The organism is Kribbella sp. NPDC054772 (assembly GCF_053611945.1).
The window spans coordinates 1-17,777 of record NZ_JBSHBJ010000043.1 but is presented as its reverse complement, the minus strand read 5'-3'; the positions used below and the strand labels follow the sequence as shown (position 1 = coordinate 17,777).

18 protein-coding genes are annotated in these 17,777 nt (G+C 69.9%); 13 read left to right on the top strand and 5 right to left on the bottom strand.

Annotation, left to right across the window (positions count from 1 at the left end):
* Positions 1 to 48: 48 nt before the first annotated feature.
* Positions 49 to 567 carry a histidine phosphatase family protein gene (locus tag ACWGID_RS37825; protein WP_452204181.1) on the top strand — a complete coding sequence of 173 codons (519 nt, stop codon included), beginning with the start codon at positions 49 to 51 and terminating at the stop codon, positions 565 to 567.
* Here the strand turns inward: ACWGID_RS37825 and ACWGID_RS37820 are convergent.
* On the bottom strand, positions 564 to 1,496 hold the full coding sequence (locus tag ACWGID_RS37820) for an endo-beta-N-acetylglucosaminidase H (protein WP_452204180.1): 933 nt from the start codon (positions 1,494 to 1,496) through the stop codon (positions 564 to 566). The genes ACWGID_RS37825 and ACWGID_RS37820 overlap by 4 nt on opposite strands.
* A gap of 253 nt (positions 1,497 to 1,749) precedes the next feature.
* Between ACWGID_RS37820 and ACWGID_RS37815 the strand changes: the two genes are divergently transcribed.
* The 4 genes from ACWGID_RS37815 to ACWGID_RS37800 are packed head-to-tail and all read left to right on the top strand — an operon-like array spanning position 1,750 to position 5,679.
* Positions 1,750 to 2,901, top strand: a complete 1,152-nt coding sequence (locus ACWGID_RS37815; protein ID WP_452204179.1) for an anhydro-N-acetylmuramic acid kinase — start codon at positions 1,750 to 1,752, stop codon at positions 2,899 to 2,901.
* 15 nt (positions 2,902 to 2,916) lie between these two features.
* Positions 2,917 to 3,435: an AAA family ATPase gene (locus tag ACWGID_RS37810; RefSeq protein WP_452204178.1), complete on the top strand. Its 519-nt coding sequence runs from the start codon at positions 2,917 to 2,919 to the stop codon at positions 3,433 to 3,435.
* A gap of 34 nt (positions 3,436 to 3,469) precedes the next feature.
* Positions 3,470 to 4,501 carry a DNA polymerase III subunit beta family protein gene (locus ACWGID_RS37805; RefSeq protein ID WP_452204177.1) on the top strand — a complete coding sequence of 344 codons (1,032 nt, stop codon included), beginning with the start codon at positions 3,470 to 3,472 and terminating at the stop codon, positions 4,499 to 4,501.
* Complete coding sequence (locus tag ACWGID_RS37800) at positions 4,498 to 5,679, top strand: MFS transporter (protein ID WP_452204176.1); 1,182 nt, start codon at positions 4,498 to 4,500, stop codon at positions 5,677 to 5,679. Before ACWGID_RS37805 ends, ACWGID_RS37800 begins: the two co-directional genes overlap by 4 nt.
* On the opposite strand, the gene ACWGID_RS37795 is transcribed toward ACWGID_RS37800, so the two are convergent.
* Positions 5,646 to 5,966 (bottom strand): N-acetyltransferase family protein, encoded by a 321-nt coding sequence (locus ACWGID_RS37795; protein WP_452204175.1) that lies wholly within the window; start codon positions 5,964 to 5,966, stop codon positions 5,646 to 5,648. The genes ACWGID_RS37800 and ACWGID_RS37795 overlap by 34 nt on opposite strands.
* An 89-nt stretch (positions 5,967 to 6,055) precedes the next feature.
* Between ACWGID_RS37795 and ACWGID_RS37790 the strand changes: the two genes are divergently transcribed.
* From ACWGID_RS37790 to ACWGID_RS37775, 4 genes are read left to right on the top strand one after another with little or no spacing between them, the layout of a single operon-like run.
* Entirely contained in the window at positions 6,056 to 6,289 is a 234-nt protein-coding gene (locus ACWGID_RS37790; RefSeq protein ID WP_452204174.1) for a hypothetical protein, read from the top strand.
* Positions 6,289 to 6,678 (top strand): type II toxin-antitoxin system VapC family toxin, encoded by a 390-nt coding sequence (locus tag ACWGID_RS37785; protein WP_452204173.1) that lies wholly within the window; start codon positions 6,289 to 6,291, stop codon positions 6,676 to 6,678. The genes ACWGID_RS37790 and ACWGID_RS37785 overlap by 1 nt, the downstream gene beginning before the upstream one ends.
* A gap of 50 nt (positions 6,679 to 6,728) precedes the next feature.
* Entirely contained in the window at positions 6,729 to 7,328 is a 600-nt protein-coding gene (locus tag ACWGID_RS37780) for a DJ-1/PfpI family protein (protein ID WP_452204172.1), read from the top strand.
* On the top strand, positions 7,325 to 7,816 hold the full coding sequence (locus ACWGID_RS37775; RefSeq protein ID WP_452204171.1) for a MarR family winged helix-turn-helix transcriptional regulator: 492 nt from the start codon (positions 7,325 to 7,327) through the stop codon (positions 7,814 to 7,816). Before ACWGID_RS37780 ends, ACWGID_RS37775 begins: the two co-directional genes overlap by 4 nt.
* Here the strand turns inward: ACWGID_RS37775 and ACWGID_RS37770 are convergent.
* The 3 genes from ACWGID_RS37770 to ACWGID_RS37760 form a co-directional block, all read right to left on the bottom strand.
* The gene (locus ACWGID_RS37770) at positions 7,794 to 10,280 is read right to left on the bottom strand and encodes a polysaccharide lyase family 8 super-sandwich domain-containing protein (RefSeq protein ID WP_452204170.1); all 2,487 of its coding nucleotides are present in this window, start codon (positions 10,278 to 10,280) and stop codon (positions 7,794 to 7,796) included. The two genes, ACWGID_RS37775 and ACWGID_RS37770, sit on opposite strands and share 23 nt — an antisense overlap.
* 129 nt (positions 10,281 to 10,409) lie before the next feature.
* Positions 10,410 to 12,842 (bottom strand): hypothetical protein, encoded by a 2,433-nt coding sequence (locus ACWGID_RS37765; RefSeq protein WP_452204169.1) that lies wholly within the window; start codon positions 12,840 to 12,842, stop codon positions 10,410 to 10,412.
* 194 nt (positions 12,843 to 13,036) lie between these two features.
* Positions 13,037 to 13,831, bottom strand: a complete 795-nt coding sequence (locus ACWGID_RS37760) for an SDR family NAD(P)-dependent oxidoreductase (RefSeq protein WP_452204168.1) — start codon at positions 13,829 to 13,831, stop codon at positions 13,037 to 13,039.
* 111 nt (positions 13,832 to 13,942) lie between these two features.
* Here ACWGID_RS37760 and ACWGID_RS37755 point away from each other — a divergent pair, with 111 nt between their 5' ends.
* The 4 genes from ACWGID_RS37755 (at position 13,943) to ACWGID_RS37740 (ending at position 17,652) form a co-directional block, all read left to right on the top strand.
* Positions 13,943 to 14,722: a hypothetical protein gene (locus ACWGID_RS37755; RefSeq protein ID WP_452204167.1), complete on the top strand. Its 780-nt coding sequence runs from the start codon at positions 13,943 to 13,945 to the stop codon at positions 14,720 to 14,722.
* On the top strand, positions 14,719 to 15,555 hold the full coding sequence (locus ACWGID_RS37750) for a DUF4097 family beta strand repeat-containing protein (protein WP_452204166.1): 837 nt from the start codon (positions 14,719 to 14,721) through the stop codon (positions 15,553 to 15,555). The genes ACWGID_RS37755 and ACWGID_RS37750 overlap by 4 nt, the downstream gene beginning before the upstream one ends.
* Positions 15,556 to 15,672: 117 nt before the next feature.
* Positions 15,673 to 15,918: a hypothetical protein gene (locus tag ACWGID_RS37745; RefSeq protein ID WP_452204165.1), complete on the top strand. Its 246-nt coding sequence runs from the start codon at positions 15,673 to 15,675 to the stop codon at positions 15,916 to 15,918.
* A 231-nt stretch (positions 15,919 to 16,149) separates the two neighbouring features.
* Complete coding sequence (locus ACWGID_RS37740; protein ID WP_452204164.1) at positions 16,150 to 17,652, top strand: hypothetical protein; 1,503 nt, start codon at positions 16,150 to 16,152, stop codon at positions 17,650 to 17,652.
* The last annotated feature ends 125 nt before the right edge of the window (positions 17,653 to 17,777 follow it).

Below are 17,777 nucleotides of genomic sequence, written 5' to 3'. Positions count from 1 at the left end.
AAGTATATACCCGCCGGTAACGAACACAAAGGGGGTTATCTGTGACCTGTGACCAGGCTGATATACGAGACGCACTCGATCACGGTGGACAACGAGCGGGAGATCGCCACGGGGTGGTTACCCGGGGAGCTGTCGGTGACCGGCCAGCAGTTGGCGCGGGAGCTGGGTGAGCGACGGCGCGATGTCGACGTCGTGTTCAGCTCGGACCTGCTGCGGGCGGTCGAGACGGTCGAACTGGCCGGGCTGACGGCACCGCATCTCCAGGACTGGCGATTGCGCGAATGCAACTACGGCGAGCTGAACGGGGCGCCGGTGGACGCGCTCAACCCTCGGGTCGAGCGCGTCAGCACACCGTTTCCAGGCGGCCAGTCGTACGACGACGTCGTCGAGCTGACCCGTTCGTTCCTCGCCGACGTCAAGACCTGGTACGCCGACGCGACGGTCCTCGTGGTCGCCCACTCCGCCAACAGGTGGGCCCTGGAACACCTGCTGGGGAGCGGGCAACCGATGGAAGACCTGATCGTTGCCCCCTTCAACTGGCAACCAGGCTGGGAGTACGAGTTCTAACCGCTGTAGACCGTCGCGCTGCCGTAGAGCTTCTGGGTGAAGACGGTCATGTAGGACGACGTGTCGGACTCGGTGAGGTTGTAGGTGAGGAAGACGCCGTATCCCTCGTTCACGGTGCGTTGGGCGAGCGAGGCCGCGGTGCTGGAGCTGGTGGCGGTGTACGAGATCGCTGCGGGGGAGAGCTTCGACTTGGAGGTCGGGCCGCTCGGGACGCCCCAGGTTCCGTAGTACGGGTTCCAGGCGTAGTCGAAGGTGTTGGCGATGCTCTGGCCGTTGTAGGTCAGGCGGTCCGCGGCCGGGCCGATGTCGTAGAGCGTGATCAGTTTGTTCGGCAGCTTCGCGCGCAGCGCCTGGACGAGGTAGACGAACGAGAAGTCGTTCGGCTGGCCGGTGCCGTTGTTGCCGTACTCCGCGTACTCGTCATCGAAATCGATGCCGTCCAGGCCGTACTGGTTGACCGTGTCGGCGAGCTGCTGCGCGAACGCGTCGGCCGCCGCCTGGGTCGGGAAGTTCGCGAAGCCGGCGCCCTGGTGGTTGCCGAGGATCGACAGCAGGACCTTGATGCCCTTCTGCTGCAGCGGGCGGACCTGGGTCGCGACGTTGTCGAGCACGTTCTGCACCTGCGGGTTGCAGGACAGGTACGCGTTCGTGCCGTCGTAGTTGATGTTCGCCGCGAAGATCACCGCGACGTCGATCACCTGCGCGCCGCCGTTCGCCAGCGTGTACTTGCCGGCGCTCAGCATGCTGTGGTCGTTGACCTCGACGTACGCGACGGTGACCGGTCCGGTCTTCCCGGCGCGCGGCTTGCGCTTGCTCGCGGCCGTGGCCGGAAGTACGGTCCCGGCGGTACCGGCAACGGTGGCGGCCGCGGCGGTGCCGGCGGCCAGGGCTGACAGCAGGGTCCTTCGCTTCATGAGCTCTGAACTCATCCGATCGACTCCTCGTCAAAGATGGGCGGTGTCTATATCGGTTAAGTAGCTCTCCCCCGCCTGACCGATCAACTCGGAGACGAGGAGAGATAAACCGGTATAGCGAGACCGATCATCGACCGGCGGAAATCGGGTGTCAAGGGTTCGCCCCAGCGGTACAGACTCCGGCGCCGCGCGGAAGGTTGCACGCGGGAGCGGTGGATGGAAGAAGATGGACGCTCCGACGGGCCGAGACGGGAACTGCGGGAGTGACATGCGAGTGATCGGGCTGATGTCCGGGACGTCGTACGACGCGATCGACGCCGCTGCCGCGGACCTGCGGCTGGACGGGGACGAGTTGGTCCTGACGCCGCTCGGGATGCTCAGCCAGCCGTACCCGGACGAGCTGCGGACGGCCGTCGCGGGTGCGTTGCCGCCGGCACCGACGACGATGGAGCAGGTCTGCCGGCTGGACACCGGGATCGGGCAGGCGTTCGCCGCGGTCGCCCGGCAGGCGGTCGAGCAGCTCTGCGGTGGGTACGCCGACCTGATCGTGTCGCACGGTCAGACGATGTTCCACTGGGTCGACGGTGACTCGGTCCGCGGGACACTGCAGCTCGGGCAGCCCGCCTGGATCGCGGAGGCGACCGGCGTACCGGTGGTGTCGGACCTGCGGTCGCGGGACGTGGCGGCGGGTGGTCAGGGGGCGCCGCTGGTGAGCATCATCGACGTGCTGTGGTTGCGCGGGCTGCCCGGCGTACCGGTGGCGCTGAACCTGGGTGGGATCGCGAACATCACCGTCGTCCAGGGTGAGCCGGTTGCCTTCGACACCGGTCCGGCGAACGCGCTGATCGACGCGGTGGTGACGGAGCTGACCGGGCAGCCGTTCGACGCGGACGGGGTGATGGCGGCCCGCGGTCAGGTCCACGAGGAGCTGCTCGCCCGGCTGCTGGCCGAGCCGTACTACGGGCGGCCGGCGCCGAAGTCGACGGGGAAGGAGCTCTTCAACCTCGCGTACGTGGCGCGGGCGATGGAGGGGCTACCGGAGATCCCGGCCGAGGACCTGGTCGCGACGGTGACCACGCTGACGGCCCGGACGGTCGCGGACGCGGTCCGCCGGTACGGCGGGACCGAGGTGGTCGCGTCGGGCGGCGGGATCCAGAACCCGGTGCTGATGCATCTGCTCGCGGACGAACTGGAGATTCCGGTCCGGACTACGGACGAGCTCGGGGTGCCGTCGGCTGCGAAGGAGGCGTACGCGTTCGCCGTTCTCGGGTTCCTCACCGTGCACGGCCTCGGCGGAACGGTCCCGAGCTGTACCGGCGCGCGGCACTCCAGCGTCCTCGGTTCAGTCACCCCCGGCCCCAGCGGCCTCCCGACAATTTCCGGCGAAGCCCGGCCTCCCAGACGTCTCTCAGTCCAATGACCGCACACTAGAGCTGTGACGAGGTTGTTCGTGGTGACGGGGGCGCCCGGGGCGGGGAAGTCCACGGTTGTGCCGGAGCTGGTGCGGCTCAGTCCGGGAAACCTGGTGGTGATGGACATGGACGAGCTGCTGGACGACAACGGCCGGCTGCTCGGGATCTCCATCGCGAGTCCGACGGCGGCGCCGATCTGGCCGGCGTACAACGCGCTGTGGCTGCGGATCACCGAACTGATCCGGCGGTCCGGGATCCCGGTGCTGCTGCTGTCGCCGCTGCTGCCGACCGAGCTGCCGGAGGGCCGGTGGCTGCACCTGGACTGCCCGGACGCGGTACGCCGCAAGCGCCTGGCCGGGCGTGGTTGGCCCGAGGCGCAGATCGAGGAGGCGCTCGCGGACGCGGCGGAGATCCGCAAGCACGTACCGCGGTCGGTACGCGGTGACGTGGCGCCTGAGCGGTCCGCGAAGAGCATCCTGGACTGGATCCGCGGCGAACGCTTCGGCAAGACCCTCAACCTGTGGGGCCGGCTCCGGAGTTGACCTTCGAGTTGGTACAGGGGTGAGGGTCGGGCCCATGAGGTTGACGATCAGTGAGTTCGCGCGCCTGGTTGGGCTCGCGCCGAGTGCCCTGCGGTTCTACGACGACTGCGGTCTGCTGCCGCCGGCGGAAGTCGACGCGACGAACGGCTACCGGTACTACGACAAGTCGCAGCAACCCCGCGCCCGCCTGCTCCGGGACCTCCGCGAGATCGACCTGCCCCTCCCCGACGTCCGCCTGGCCCTCGACGCCGATCCCGCCGACGTCGCCGAGCTGGTCCGAGCGCATCTGTGCACCCTCGAAGCCAAGTCCACCGCCACCCGCGCCGCCGCGACCCGTCTGCTCACTCAGCTCGTAGCCCACCGAACCACGACGGTTCTCGGCGGTCCCGAGTTCGCCAGCGCGATCCGGCAGGTGGCGCCGGCCGCCTCCTCGGCCAGTACTGAGGACGAGCTCCAGGTCGTGCTGGGGTGCGTGTTGCTCGAGGTCGCGCCCGAGGAGATCACGTTCGTCGCCACGGACCGGTACCGGCTGGCGGTGCGAACGGTGCGGCCGCAGGAGTTCGTCGGGGCGCCGGGGCGCGTGCTGGTTCGCGCGGAGGAGTTGGCGGGCGTGAGCCGGTGGGCCGCGGCGGGGGACGTCGTGCGGGTCGAGGTGGAGCCTGGTGCTCCGCTCAGGCTCGTGCGGGGTGACGACGCGCGCGAGTTGGCGGTGGTCGAGGCGGAGTTTCCGGCGTACCAGCAGATCCTCGACGGGTTGACGCCGCCGGCGTGCCGGGTCGCAGTGGATCGCGCGGGGTTGCTGGACGCGCTGGCCGGGCGGGACGTCGTTGCCTTCGACATCGACACCGACGCGCTGCGGATCGGTGACGAGGTGAAGCTCGACGCGGTCGGGTCGGCGCCGGTGCGGATCGGGTTCACCGCGAGTCTGCTCGCCGCCGCGCTGGAGGCGAGTGTCGGTCCGGACGTGCTGCTCGAGATCTGCGCGCAGGACCGTCCGGTCGTGGTGCGGTCGGCCGACCAAGGTACGTTCACCACGCTCGTCATGCCTGTCCGGCTGGACGGGTGAACCGGTCGTACTACGGCTGGCTCGCAGGCTCCACACTCTCGGTACTCGGCGACACCGCGCTGTTCTTCGCGCTCGGTTGGGCGGCGACGGGCATCGGCCCGCACGTCGCCGCGCTGGTACTGACCGGGTTCACCCTGCCGCGCGCCGTACTCCTGGTGCTCGGCGGCGTCCTGGGCGACCGCATCGGGCCGCGCCGTCTACTCCTTGCCTGTACCGCGATCGTCGGCACCTGCTGCTTCATGCTCGCCGCGGCCGTCGGTGTCCGCGGCGTCTCGGCCGGTCTGTTGCTGACGACGTCGGTCGTGGTCGGGACCGTCGACGCGTTCGCCCTGCCCGCCGCCGGGGCCCTGCCGCGCCTGTTCGTCACGGACGATCAGTTGCCCCGGGCAATGGCTATCCGTACGTCGGCCACTCAGGTCATCACGCTCGCCGGCGGACCGCTCAGCGGGCTGCTCGTCGCGACGGTGGGGCTGGTCGGCGCGCTCACACTCGACGGCCTGACCTTCGCCGTCCAGTTCGTCGTGCTGCTCATGCTCAAACCGCCGTACGACGTGACTCCGCAACCTGCCGCCCCGGTACTGCGTTCCGCCCTGGACGGACTGCGCCTCGCCGTTGGCGATCCCGTGCTTCGGGTGATCCTCGCGGTCGTCGCACTCGTCGCTGCCTTTGTCCTCCCGGTTACGTCGTTGTGCGTCCCGCTGCTGGCTCGGTCGCACGACTGGACGGCCGGTCAGGCGGGGTTCGTTGTCGCCGGCAACGTGTGCGGCGGGTTGCTCGTGACGGTTCTCGTCGCTCGCTTCGGGACGTTCGACCGTCCTGGTGTCGCGGGCGGTCTCGGCTGCGTCCTCGCCGCGGCAGGCATCGGCGCCCTCACGCTCGCCCCATCGATCCCGTTCGCAGTCACCGCAACTGTCGTCCAAGGCCTCGGCGTCGGCCTCTTCACCTCACACCTCGCGCCGGTGTTCGTCCGCGGTACGCCGCGATCACACCTCACCCGCCTGCAGTCCCTCCTGTCCCTCGCGCAAACCGTCCCCCTGATCGCCTCCACCAACCTGCTCGCGACCCTCGACATCCACCACGCCCTGACCCTCGCCGCCGGCGCCACCGCCCTCGCCGGCCTCTCCCTGCTCCGGCTGGACAGGAACTACCTGGGGAACTCGATGTCGAAGGTGGGGTAGTCGGGTGCCCGCCCCACCCCGGTACGCCGTCGCTCGGGCAGCACGTACAAGTCATGCAACCGACCTTGATGCCGTCGACCCGCGCGCAGGTGCGTCCCGTAGTCCTGCACAGCGGCGTACCCGATCAGCTCGCCACCGTCGTCGTACCCGAGGGCCACCCACCGCGGATCACCCACCAACTCCTCGAAGTACCCCCGCGACTCGCCCTCTCCGAACTCAATCCCAAACCCCTCCAACAACGGCCACAACCGCCCCCAGTCACCCAACGTCAGCTCACGCACACCCATCTCGCCACCTTCCCAGCGGACCGCCCACGCGCGCAGGTGATTTTCGGTGGAGCCTTGGGGTGTAAGACAAAGTGTCTTACGATGGTTCCATGGCAGACACGATCACGATCCGCTCGGATGCGGAGACAGAGCATGCGCTGGCGGTGCTGACCCATGGCGGTGGCTCGCGGTCGGCGGTCATCAGGCGGGCGGTGCTCGAGGCCGCCATGCGCCGCGAGCGTGCCGCCGAGTTGCGGCGCGCGGTCCTTCGGATGCCGCTCGGGGAGCCGGACGGCGTCGACGTCGCGGCCGAGCTCTCCCGGGATCGCGACGGCGAGCGCTGATGATCTACCTCGACTCGGCGGCGATCGTGAAGCTGGTGCACGCCGAGGCCGAGTCGGACGCCTTGCGCCACTGGCTCGATGAGCGGGCGGAGATCGATTGGGTGAGTTCGGTTCTTGCGGAGATCGAGTCCACGCGGGCGCTCGCACGGCATGCTCCGCAAGCGGTGACGCGGCTGGCGAGAGTCCTGGACCTGACTGACCTGCTGGAGCTGGACTCGGGGACTCGGATTCTCGCGCAGACTGTGCGGCCGGCGACCGTGCGAAGCCTCGACGCCATCCACCTGGCGACCGCTCTGCGGATCCAGCCGCTGACCTCGTTCGTCACCTACGACAAGCGCCTCGCGGATGCCGCCCGAACGGCCGGACTGGCTGTCGACGCGCCCGCCTGACCCCCCCTGGGTTATTGACAGTATGTTGTCGGGATGACAGTATGTTGTCTATGAGGACAGCGTATGTGGCGGTGTACGAGACGTGGGCGGACTGGGAGATCGGGCATCTTCTGGTGGAGTTGCGGACCGGGCGGTTCACCGGGGTGCCGTGGACTGTGGTGACGGTGGGGGAGTCGCTCGAGTCGGTGGTGAGCATGGGTGGGATGCGGATCGTGCCGGACGTCACGGTCGCGGATGTCGCGCCGGATGCGGGGGATCTGCTGGTGCTCGCGGGGTCGGGGCAATGGGACAACGGTGGCAGCGAGGTGTTCGCGAAGCTGGCGGGGCAGTTCCTGGACGCGGGCGTGCCGGTCGCGGCGATCTGTGGCGCAACGGCGGGGCTGGCGCAGGCCGGACTGCTGGACGATCGGGACCACACGAGTGCGGCCAAGGAGTACCTGCAGGCGACCGGGTACCAGGGCTCCGGCCGGTACGTCGAGGCGCGCGCGGTCGTCGGCGGCGATCTGATCACGGCCGGTCCGGACTCGCCGGTGCAGTTCGCGCGGGCGGTGCTGCAGCGGCTCGAGCTCGCGGACGAGGCGAAGCTGGAGGCGTACGAGGGCGTGTTCCATCGCGCCGACCCAGCCGCTTACGCCACGCTGGTCGGATGACTGATCCCGCCGAGCCCGTCCCACCGCGGGAGGACTGGCCGAAGCCCGGCAAACAGTCGGAGGGTGGCGCGCTGCTGACGGACGTCGTGCTCGCCACCTTCCGGCTGAACGCGCGGCTGATGGAGGCCGCGCAGGGTTTGGCGGCGAACGGTGGAATCACCGCGGCGTGGTGGCAGGTGCTCGGCGGCGTACTGGACGAACCGCGGTCGGTCGCCGACGTCGGCCGGATCATGGGCGTCAGCCGGCAGGGGGTGCAGCGGATCGCGGACCTGCTGGTGGAGCGCGGCCTCGCGGAGTACCGGCCGAACCCGGCGCACCGGCGCGCGAAGCTGCTCGCCTGTACCGAGGCCGGTTACTGGGCGATCCGCAAGATCGCGGTCGCCCAGCACCCGTGGACCTCCGAGCTCGCCACGTCGGTCGACCTCGACGACCTTCAGACGACGCTCGCGACGATGCAGACCCTGATCACCACGCTGGAAGAAGCGTGATCGCCAGACTCCTCCCGTAGGTGTGCCGCGTGCTGAACTCCAGCCGCGTACCGGTCGCCGTCCGCGTCACCTGCACGCCAGGTGTCGGCGTCGCCGGCTTCAGGTACTGCGCCCACAGGTTGACCGTGACCGTGTCCCGACTCGTGGTGGGATCGGAGACCGCGACCTGCACACTCGACTTCTCGCGCCGGACGAGCACCGAAGCCGGTCCGTCGATCGCGAGACTGGGCAGGTGGTGCGTGCCTGCGGTGAACGTGTTCGCCGCCGTCAGACGCAGGCCGAGATGCTGGATCGCCTGCATTTTCACGGTGTTCGAGAGCAGTTTGATCCGTCCGTGCGCGTAGGAACGCAGCGCAGATTCCGTTGCGTTGGGCACCAAGGTGTAGGCCAGTGACCCCGTCGTACCCGCTGGTTGGGTGACGGTCAGGCCGAAGACCTGCTTGGTCACCGCGGTGTCCGGGTTGGACGCGCGGATCACCCGTCGGCTCCGGGTGACCGTCTGCAGATCGGCCGAGACCTGTGTCGGCTGCAGGAGGTAGTACCCCATCGACAGCGCGCCGTTGGTGTACCGAACCCACCGCTTGTCCTGCTGTACGTCGACCGCATCCGAAGCCGCGGCGATCCGCGTATCGAGCGTCGTCGTCACGGCCCGCGTCGCATCGCCGACACCGGCCGCCATGACCACGATCTCGTCGTCGAGCAGGAACCAGGACTTGGTGGACGACGCGTTCTTGTAGACCACGAAGTTGTCCGGCAGTTCGGCGCGCGACGCGTAGGCGAAGTCGTCCGACTGCACCCACCCGACCGCGCCGTACGCGTCCAGCGTCGCGCCACCGGAGTACGCATTCGTCCCGGTCGGGAAGTAGACGTACGTGTTCTGCGACTCCGACGAGGCCGTGAAGCCCAGCGCCGCGTTGTCGTAGTACTGCGTCCCGTACAGCTCCGGGATCGACTTGCGCGTCTCGACCGGCGCCGTCACCCCGGCCAGCGCGTACGGCGAGACCGTGGTGAAGTAGTCGACGCCGAACGACTGCGTCTGGTCCTGGCCGGCGAGGTAGAGGTAGTGCGCGCCGTCGCCCTGGAACCACGGCATCAGGTTCTCGCCGCTCATGTACTCGTATTTGCTGATCCGCGACGAGTTCCGCGCGAGTGCGAACGCGTAGCCGGGCCGTCGGTGCACGGTGCGGTCCATCGCGTTGAACGCCGTACTGGCAGCGGCCGGGTTCAGGTCGGCCGGGACGATCGAGGCGTCGGCCTTCAGGTCCGCGAACCTACCGATGCTGACCGGCGACGCGAAGCTGTTCACGTTGATCGTCGGCCGGGCGGTGAACTTCGCGAACGCCTTCAACCGCGTCGCGTCCGCGCCGGTCGCGTAGTCGGCGAGGTCGACGACCGCCTCCACGATCACCGCGACATCGTCGTACCCGGTGGCCGTCCGGGAGACCGCGCGGCCCTTGACGATCTCCATCATCCAGCCCTCGAAGATCAGCGGCGCGAACCCGTGCTCGACCCAGCCCTGCACCACGCCGACCAGGTCGTCGCTCTGCGCGTACTCCGTCCCGTCGAGCACCTTGATGGTCTGGACGACCCGGCTGAGCAGGCCTTTCCCGTAGGAGCCGGTGTACGCGACCGACGCGTGCTGGATGAACGAGCCGTCGGCGTAGTACCCGTCGGTGACGCCGTGTTGCAGGTTGTACGGGTCGACGGTCGCGAAGACGGTGAACTGGTCCTGCAGCGCCTTGCGGATCCGCGCGTCGTCGTTCAGCAGTGCGCCCTGCAGGACCCGGTTCGCGGTGATGTCGACCAGGTTGGCGCCGGTGTGGAAGCGCGAGTCGAGGTCGACGTCGCCGTCCTTCCCGTTGCGCAGGTACGCGTCCATCGAGGCGACGTACCGCGTGATCAGGTCGGTGCCGGTGTCGGTGCCAGGGGTGATCAGGGCGAGCGTCTTCGACACGTACGTCGAGATGCCGATCTCCCAGGTGAACCAGTTGCCGTAGTACCCCTTGGACTGGTCGCCGTAGTAGTTGTCGTGCAACCAGACCAGCTTCTCGGCGATCCGCGTTCGCACCTGCTCGTTGCCCTGCAAGTCGGACGCGGGCCCCGGCCGGCGGTAGGCCAGGGCGATCTCGTAGAGGTGCTGGTACGACGAGCTCAGATTCGGATCGCTGGTTCCGAGCGGCAGGCCGGCGAAGAGTTCGCCGGTGCCCGCGCGGTCGAGTGCGGCCAGCCAGGTGCGGGCCGTGTTGTCGATCGCGGTGACCTTCGCGGCGACTTCGGGGCGCGCGTTCGACTCCGCCGTACCGGCGTAGATCGCGATCGTGTTGGCGAGTAGCTGACCGGGGCCTGCGGCCGTGGCGACTGAGGCGGCACCTGAGGCGGCGCGTGCAGCGGGGGCCGGGTTGACCGCGGTCAGCAGGGCGGTGGCGGGGACGAAGGACAGCAGACGGCGACGTGACAGTTCCACAGCGGGCTCCCGGGCGGATGGGAAAAACCTAACTGTGGAAGTCAATCAGCCGGAACTATCCTTCGACAAGCGCTTACCGCCGACTTCTGAGCCGCCCGGTGGCCGGGCGGCTCCGGTCCCGCAGGCCGTTCAGGCGCCGCCGGCGCCGACGAGCTGGGGGTCGATCGAGAGGACGCGGACCGGGCCGCTGCTCGACTTCGCCGGGATGACCACGGCGGCCTGATGGAGGTAGTCCTGGTGCAGGGTCTGGGTGTACTTGACCATGTTGCTGAACGCGGTCGCCTCGCCGCTCGTCCAGAATGCGTTCGAGCCCGGCTCGACGCGCTGCAGGTACTGCTCGGTGAGCGACAGGAAGACCAGCGCGTCGCCGTTCGACGTGATGAAGATCAGCGGGGCGCCGCTCGTCGCGAAGGTGTCGGTCACGCTCGCGATGTACGGCTCCGCGGTGTCGTTCGCCTTCGACGCGGCGCGCACCTGGAGCAGCTTCGACACGCTGGGGGACGGCGTGAACAGCTTCGCCTGCGCCGCCTGCGCACCACCGCTCAGGTACGTCGCCAGGTCCTTCGCGACCGCCTCGGGCCGCAGCTGGAGGTTGTCCAGGTCGGCGGCGTCGGGCGTACGCAGGCCGTCCACGGACGGGAGCTGGACCGACTTCGACGGGTAGACCGAGTGCGTCAGCAGCCACGGGCTGCCCGCGTTCTCGCGCTGCCAGACGCCGAGCTGACGGCTGCCCGGCGCGTTCGAGATGCCCGAGCTGACCACGAACCGCATCGGGTACGACGCGAACTGCGGCGCACCGATCTCCGGGTCGGTGTAGGTGAACGGCTTCGAGACGTCTTTGCCGGCCACGTCGAGCTTCCGCCCGATCGCGAAACCGGCCTGGGTCTGCGCGAGGGTCGGGTTGCCCTCGACCGTCTGCGCGAGGTTGCCGTCGCGGGTTTTGTTCGCCTGGTTGTTGACCTGGTTGTACCGCTGGACGACGGACTGGGCGTCTGCCAAGGTCACCGCCGGGCGGCTGTCCGCTGCGGTCAGGGTGTTCTTCGGCGGGACCAGTCCGCAGCTCGTGGCCGTCAGCAACAGTGCGCCACTGGCGAGCAGGGCGGCGGTCCGGCGTACGGCCTCGTCGCTCTTCTCGAACTCCGGCGAGGCCGCGAGCGGGACAGTCGCCTCGTCGGCGGGCTTGTTGACGGCCGGCGCGGGGTTCTCGGCGGCGGGCGTGGGGTTCTGGGCGGTCGGCGTGGGGTTCTGGGGGGTCGGCGTCCGCGTGGGCTTCTGGGTGGTCGGTTCGTTGCGGGTCGGCCGGGGGGTGGCGGCGCGGTCGTGCAGCGGGGCCGGGCGGGTGGGTTCGTCGTGGTGGTGGGCGGCGCCGGCGCCGATGAGGACCCGGGACTTGGACTTGGCCCGGGCGACGGCGGCGGCCGACATGAACATCGGCGCCGCGGGGAGAGCCGTCGGCGTCGGCCGGACGAGAGGCGTGGGCCGGGCCGTCGCCGGGCGGGCGGTGCCGGGACGGGCTGTTGTGGGCTGGGCGGTGGCGGGCCGGGCGGGCTCGACCTGAGCAGCTTGGGCAGGCGTCGATTCGGCAGGCGTCGATTCGGCAGGCGTCGGCTCGGTCGCGGCCGCCGTAGCCGGCGTGAGCTCGGGCGCGGCTGCCGCAGCCGACGTGGACTCGGTCGCAGCTGCCGCCTGCGCGGGCTCGGTTGCGATTGCTGCAGCCGGCGTGGACTCGGGCGCGGTCTCAGCCGGCGTCGGCTCGGCGCGCTCCGGGGCGAACGCGCCGACCCGGTCCGGGGCGAAGGGGCTGACGCGGTCGGGGGCGAACGGGCTCACGCGGTCCGGGGCGAAGGCGGAGGCGTCGTACGCCGGTGCGCGGTCCTCGGCGGCGACCAGGACCGGGATGCGGGAGGTCGCGGCGACCGGGATCTCGAGGGTGTCGGGCTCGTCGGCGGTGGCGGTCGCTCGAGTGCGGCGGCGGAACATCAGCGCGAGGCCGAGGGCGAGGATCAGCACGCCGGCGCCCAGCACCAGCAGGCAGATGCCGAACAGGCGGTGGACCTGGATCCCGAAACTGACCTGCGCGCCGACGGCCGGCGTACCGTCGGCGTTCATCACGACGACGGAGTACGGCCCGTCCTGCAGCGGCCAGCTGATCGACTGCGAGCCAGGCGCGGACTGCGCGACCCACCAGTCGAGCTGGCCGGGCGGCGTCAGCTTGCGGTTGCCGCCGCGCATGTCCTGGGTGCCGAACGCGTCCGGCGGATCGAAACGGATCACGCGGGTGTGCGCGGCTCCCGAGAGGTAGTCGCGGACGTCCAGGTCCTGCCCGACGCCGATGAACAGCGGCTTGTCGCCGGACGCGGTGACGTGCAGCGTCGGGCCGTGCCGGTCGAGCAGCGTCGGGGCGGTGACGACCGCGAGACCGTCGCTCGCGAGCTCACGGCTGGGGGTCGTGACGGTGTTGTCCGGGCCGACGATCCAGAAGGCGGCGACTGCTCCGGCCACGGTGGCCACCAGGCCGGCCAGGGCGAGCAGCAGGCCCAGGGTGATGCGGGCGAAACGCATGAAGAGGCTCCCGTTGTACGACGAGCCCGGCGACGGACGGGTGCACCGGACAGGCGGGCGCTGCAGTCCGGACCCCTCTTCAGTGCCGAAACGGTGTCCGGATGCTTACCCGTTGTCACTGAATAACTGACCCAACAAGGATCTGTTACGGCCCCGTCGCCCCTTACCTCACCCAGGAGCGACTGCGGTGCGGCTCAGTGGAGGTACGACGCGCCGTTGAAGTCGAGGACGGCGCCGCTCGCCCAGTTCGCCTCGGGTGAGGCCAGCCAGTAGATCGCGTTTCCGACCTCCTCGGCGGTGGCGACCCGGTCGAACGGGCTCTGGGCGCGGATCGCGTCGCCGTCGGGGCCGTCGAGGAACGCTTCGGTCATGTCGGTGGCGATGAACCCGGGAGCGATTGACGTCACCGTGATGTCATGAGGCGCCAGCGATGCCGCCAGCGACTGCCCGAGCGAGTGCAGCCCCGCCTTCGAGGCGCCGTACGCCGGGACGTCGGGCTCACCACGGAACGCTCCCCGCGACCCCACGTTGACGATCGCGCCCCGCCGTACGCCGTCCGCGGGCTCCCGGTCGAGCATCTGCCGCGCGACGCACCAGGTGACGTGCGCGGCCCCTTCGAGATTGACGGCCAGCGTACGGCGCCACGTCGCGACCCATTCGTCGTACGCCGTCTCCGCCAGCGGGTGACCGACGCGACGGGAACCCGCGACCGGCTCGTCGACGAACATCGCGGCGTTGTTCACCAGGACGTCGATGCGCCCCAGCGCGGCGGCCGATTCGTCAACCAGGGCAGGGATTGCGGCCGAATCGCCGAGGTCCGCCGCGACCACCGCGTGGCCGTCTCCCGGTAGCTCGGCGCGGATCTGTTCGGCGCGGTCGACGGCGCCGCGGCAGTGCAGTACGACCCGGTCGCCGGCCCGCGCGAACGCCCGCGCCGCGGCCGCCCCGACCCCACGGGACGCGCCGGTGACAAGTACTCCTCGGGACATCGTTCCTCCTGTCGATCCTGCTGGTGTGACTGCACCTCATTGTGCCTTTGCCGCCACCATGACATCAGCAGGGGTTGACAGTGACGTCATCATGACGTCATGCTTGTTGTCATGGAACTTGACCACTACCTCGAGTCGGTGCGGCGGAGCGTCGAGAACGCCACCGCCCTGGCCGACGAGCAGACTCGCTCCGTGGCCCAGCGCCTCGGGGCCACGCTGGATGACGCGGGCCGCCTGGCCCTCATCTCAGCCCTGTCCGACGCCGCCGGGGAGATCAGCCGCGAGCTGTCCCCGGGCTCGGTCGAGCTCCGGATGGCCGGTGGCCGCCCGGAGTTCGTGGTCACGCCGGCACCCAGCCAGCTGACCGGTCCGGACGACATCGACGACGACATCGACGACGAGGACGAGGCGGAGGTGGCCGCGGAGTTCGTGCTGGACGCCGACGAGCCGACCGCCCGGATCACGCTGCGGCTGCCGATGTCGATCAAGAACAAGGTGGACGAGGCCGCGAACGCCGAGGGCATCTCCTCGAACGCCTGGCTGATGCGCACCGTGATGACCGAGCTCAGCGAGCGCGGCCGCCGGGGTGGCCCGCGCCCGCCGCGGCCCCCGCGCCCACCGCGCGGACCGGTGTTCGGTCCGGAGGGCCCGCTGGGTCCGAACGGCCCGCTCGGCCCCGACGGCGTCTTCGGCCCGAACGGCGTGTTCGGTCCGAACGGCCCGTTCGGCGAGGAGGGCGTCTTCGGGCCGGACCGCGGCCGCTGGGAGCGCGACCGGCGCCGTGAGGACAAGGACCGCCGCCGCGAGGACAAGGACCGCAAGCGCGAAGACAAGGACCGGCGACGGGGCGGCCACGGCCCAGGCCAGCGAGTGACGGGATGGGCGGAATGAGCGAGCGCAGCGCGACCCAGTTCAACGACGACGAGAACGAGCGGATCGACCGGGTCCGGATCGAGATCGGGTCGGGCCTGGTCGTGATCGGGCCGAGCCCCGATCACGAGGGCACGGCGGTCGCCATGGAGGTCGAGGGCGACGACGAGGGCGTGATCTTCGAGGTCGTCGACGGCGAGCTCGTCATCGAGAGCCCGCGGAACGTCCGCCGCGGCCCGGAGATCCAGGTGCGGATCGCGACCTCCGCGGTGCTCGACGCCCGGATCAAGACCGGGTCCGGCGACATCACCTCCGACGTACCGCTGGGGGCGGCCCGGCTGTCCACCGGTTCCGGCGACGTCCGGCTGTCCCGGGTCGAGCGCGAGCTCGGCGTCAACACCGGCAGCGGGGACGTCAAGGTGGAGGCGGCCGAGGGCGCGGTCCGGGCCAGCACCGGCTCCGGCTCGATCGACATCGAGGAGGCCGGCGACGCGCTCGGCCTGAGCACCGGCTCGGGTGACGTCACGATCGGCGACGCCGCCGGTCCCACCTCGGTCAAAGTCGGCTCGGGGGACATCACCATCGAGCGGATCCGCGACCACTCGGTCGCCACCTCCGGTTCCGGCGACGTCAAGGTCGAGATCGCCGACGGACCGAGCGTCCAGGCCGAGACGGCCCGCGGCGACGTCCAGGTCGGGGTGCCCGACGGACTGCCGACGTACCTCGACCTGAAGACGGTCACCGGGCGGATCCGGTGCGACCTCGAGCCCGGGCAGAAGCCGGACGAGGGTGAGCGCGCCCTGATGCTGCGGGCCCGGACCGTGTCCGGTGACATCACCGTCGTCAAGGTCTGACGCAACAACCCACACCACGCACGACCTGCACCAAGGTCCCGCCACTGGCGGGCGGGACCTGGGCGAAGCATTGCCGAAAACCACCACACCACGGGGATTACGCGAGGGGAAACGACCATGATCACCGAACACCAGGAAATCGCCCGCTACCGCGTCGCCGAGCAGCTGCGCGCCGCCGAGGCCAGGGCCCAGCGGCACGACCGCTCTACCCGGAACAGTCCGCGCGAGGGGCTGGCGAGCGCGCTGCGCCGGCTGGCCGACCGGCTGGAGCCGGCCTCCCGCCGGCTGGCCGAGCCCGCCACCCGGGCCTTGACCGAGCCGCAGCCGCGTCATCGCGGTACCGGGCTCTCGATCGTCCGATGAACGGCGTACTGACCGGCGTACCGATGAACGGCGCGGCCGCCGCGCTCTGTGCAGTGCTGCAGCGTCTCGGTCTGGTCGATCTGGGGACCAGGACCCGCTGACCGATTCCCCGGTCGCTGCAGCTTCGTGCAATGCCTGTGGATAACTGCCGGGCGGACCCATGGACACTGCTAGCGTTCAGTCGATCATTCTCGGTCGACTTGGGGAGAGAAACCAACGATGTTGCGCCCGATGGTGGCAACCACAGCCGTCACCGCCGCCCTGATCCTGGTGGCCGGCTGCGGCGGCGGCGACAAGAAGTCCGATTCGGGCTCCGACAACAACGGCGGCAGTTCCAACAGTTCGCCCACGCCGACCGCACCGAGCGTCCCGTCCTTCGACCCGCCCAAGGCCTTCACCGCCGCGGCGGCGTTCCCGGTGGAGAAGATCAAGACCCGGGAGATGTACGACGAGGCGAAGCTGGGCATGGTCGGCCCGGTGGCCCTGATCGGCCACTACGACGGGCTGATCGGCAACAACGTCGCCGACCCGAGCAAGTCCTGGACGATGAAGTCGACCGCGGCGGAGACCACGACCGTCAGCGACGCGACCGAGCCGGTCGGCGTCAAGCTCGACGGCAAGGACGTCGCGATCGTCGCCTACGGCCAGTCCGACAAGGGCAACGGCACGCAGAAGCCGCAGGGCCTGGTGCTGGTCCAATGGATCGACGTGGACTCCGGGCAGAAGGTCGCCGAGGTCTCCGCACCGGTGAGCACCGTGGACGGGACCGGTGCGGTCGCGGCCGGTACGCCGAGCCTGCGGAATCTGCGGTTCGACCCGGAGACCGGCCAGGTCGCGATCGGCGTCAGCGCGAGTGGCGGCAAGACGGTGTTCGCAGACCCCAAGACGAAGAAGGCGACGGTCATCCCGGGCGTCCTCGCGGCTGCTGTGCACGGCGGTGTCGTCGCCGGTGCCAAGTCGACGGACGGCCGGTCGAGCGACGACGGGACGGTCCTGATCGCGGACGGTGCGAGCGGCAAGATCACCAAGCAGATCCCGCTGAAAGGCGTCTCCCTGAGCGAGATCGCCGGCGGCACGAAGCACGCCTACTTCTATGGCACGGTGACCAAGGAAGGCACCTACGGGTCCGAGGAGGTCGGTTCGTTCTACTCGGTCGACCTGGCGACCGGCGCCGTGGTGAAGTCGGCGCCCGGACTGACCGCGCGCGATTCCGGTGGCTACAGCTGCGTCTGGGACCAGGTGAGCTCGATCGCCTGCCGGGAGGCCCAGCCCACCGGCCCGCAGGAGATCGTCGGGTTCGACGACACCACCGGCAAGAAGGCCTGGGGCTGGACCAGTCTGACCGGCGGGCGCGTCGTACCGAGCGTGACCGCTGCGTTCCACGGGGTCGTGTACGTCCAGACCGAGAAGCAGGGCGTGCTGCTGGACGGCAAGACCGGCCAGGACCTGCCGGGCGCGAGCCCGTCCGGTGGCCCGAGCGAGAGCAGCCCGTCCGCCGGCAGCACGCCCTCGGACAGCGACTCCCCGAGTTCCGGTGACACGCCGTCCGACAGCGACTCGCCGTCGGACGGTTCGACCCCGGGCGGCAGCGACATGAGCGAGTACAACGGCACGCAGGGGTCGCCGGACGCGGTGTCGCCGTACGGCGGTGTCTACTCGCAGGCTCCGACGGGCGCCACCGGCAGCACGTTGAGCGTCGAGACCATCTGCGTCTACCTGAAGCCGACTGCCTGAGTGTGAGCAGCAGAAAGGCCCCCGCCATTCGGCGGGTTCATGCGGTCCTCGCAACACCTCGATTTGAGGAGTTGCGGGGACCGTGTCGTTTTCGGAGGAGTTGGCCGGCCTGTTGAGGTTGGTGG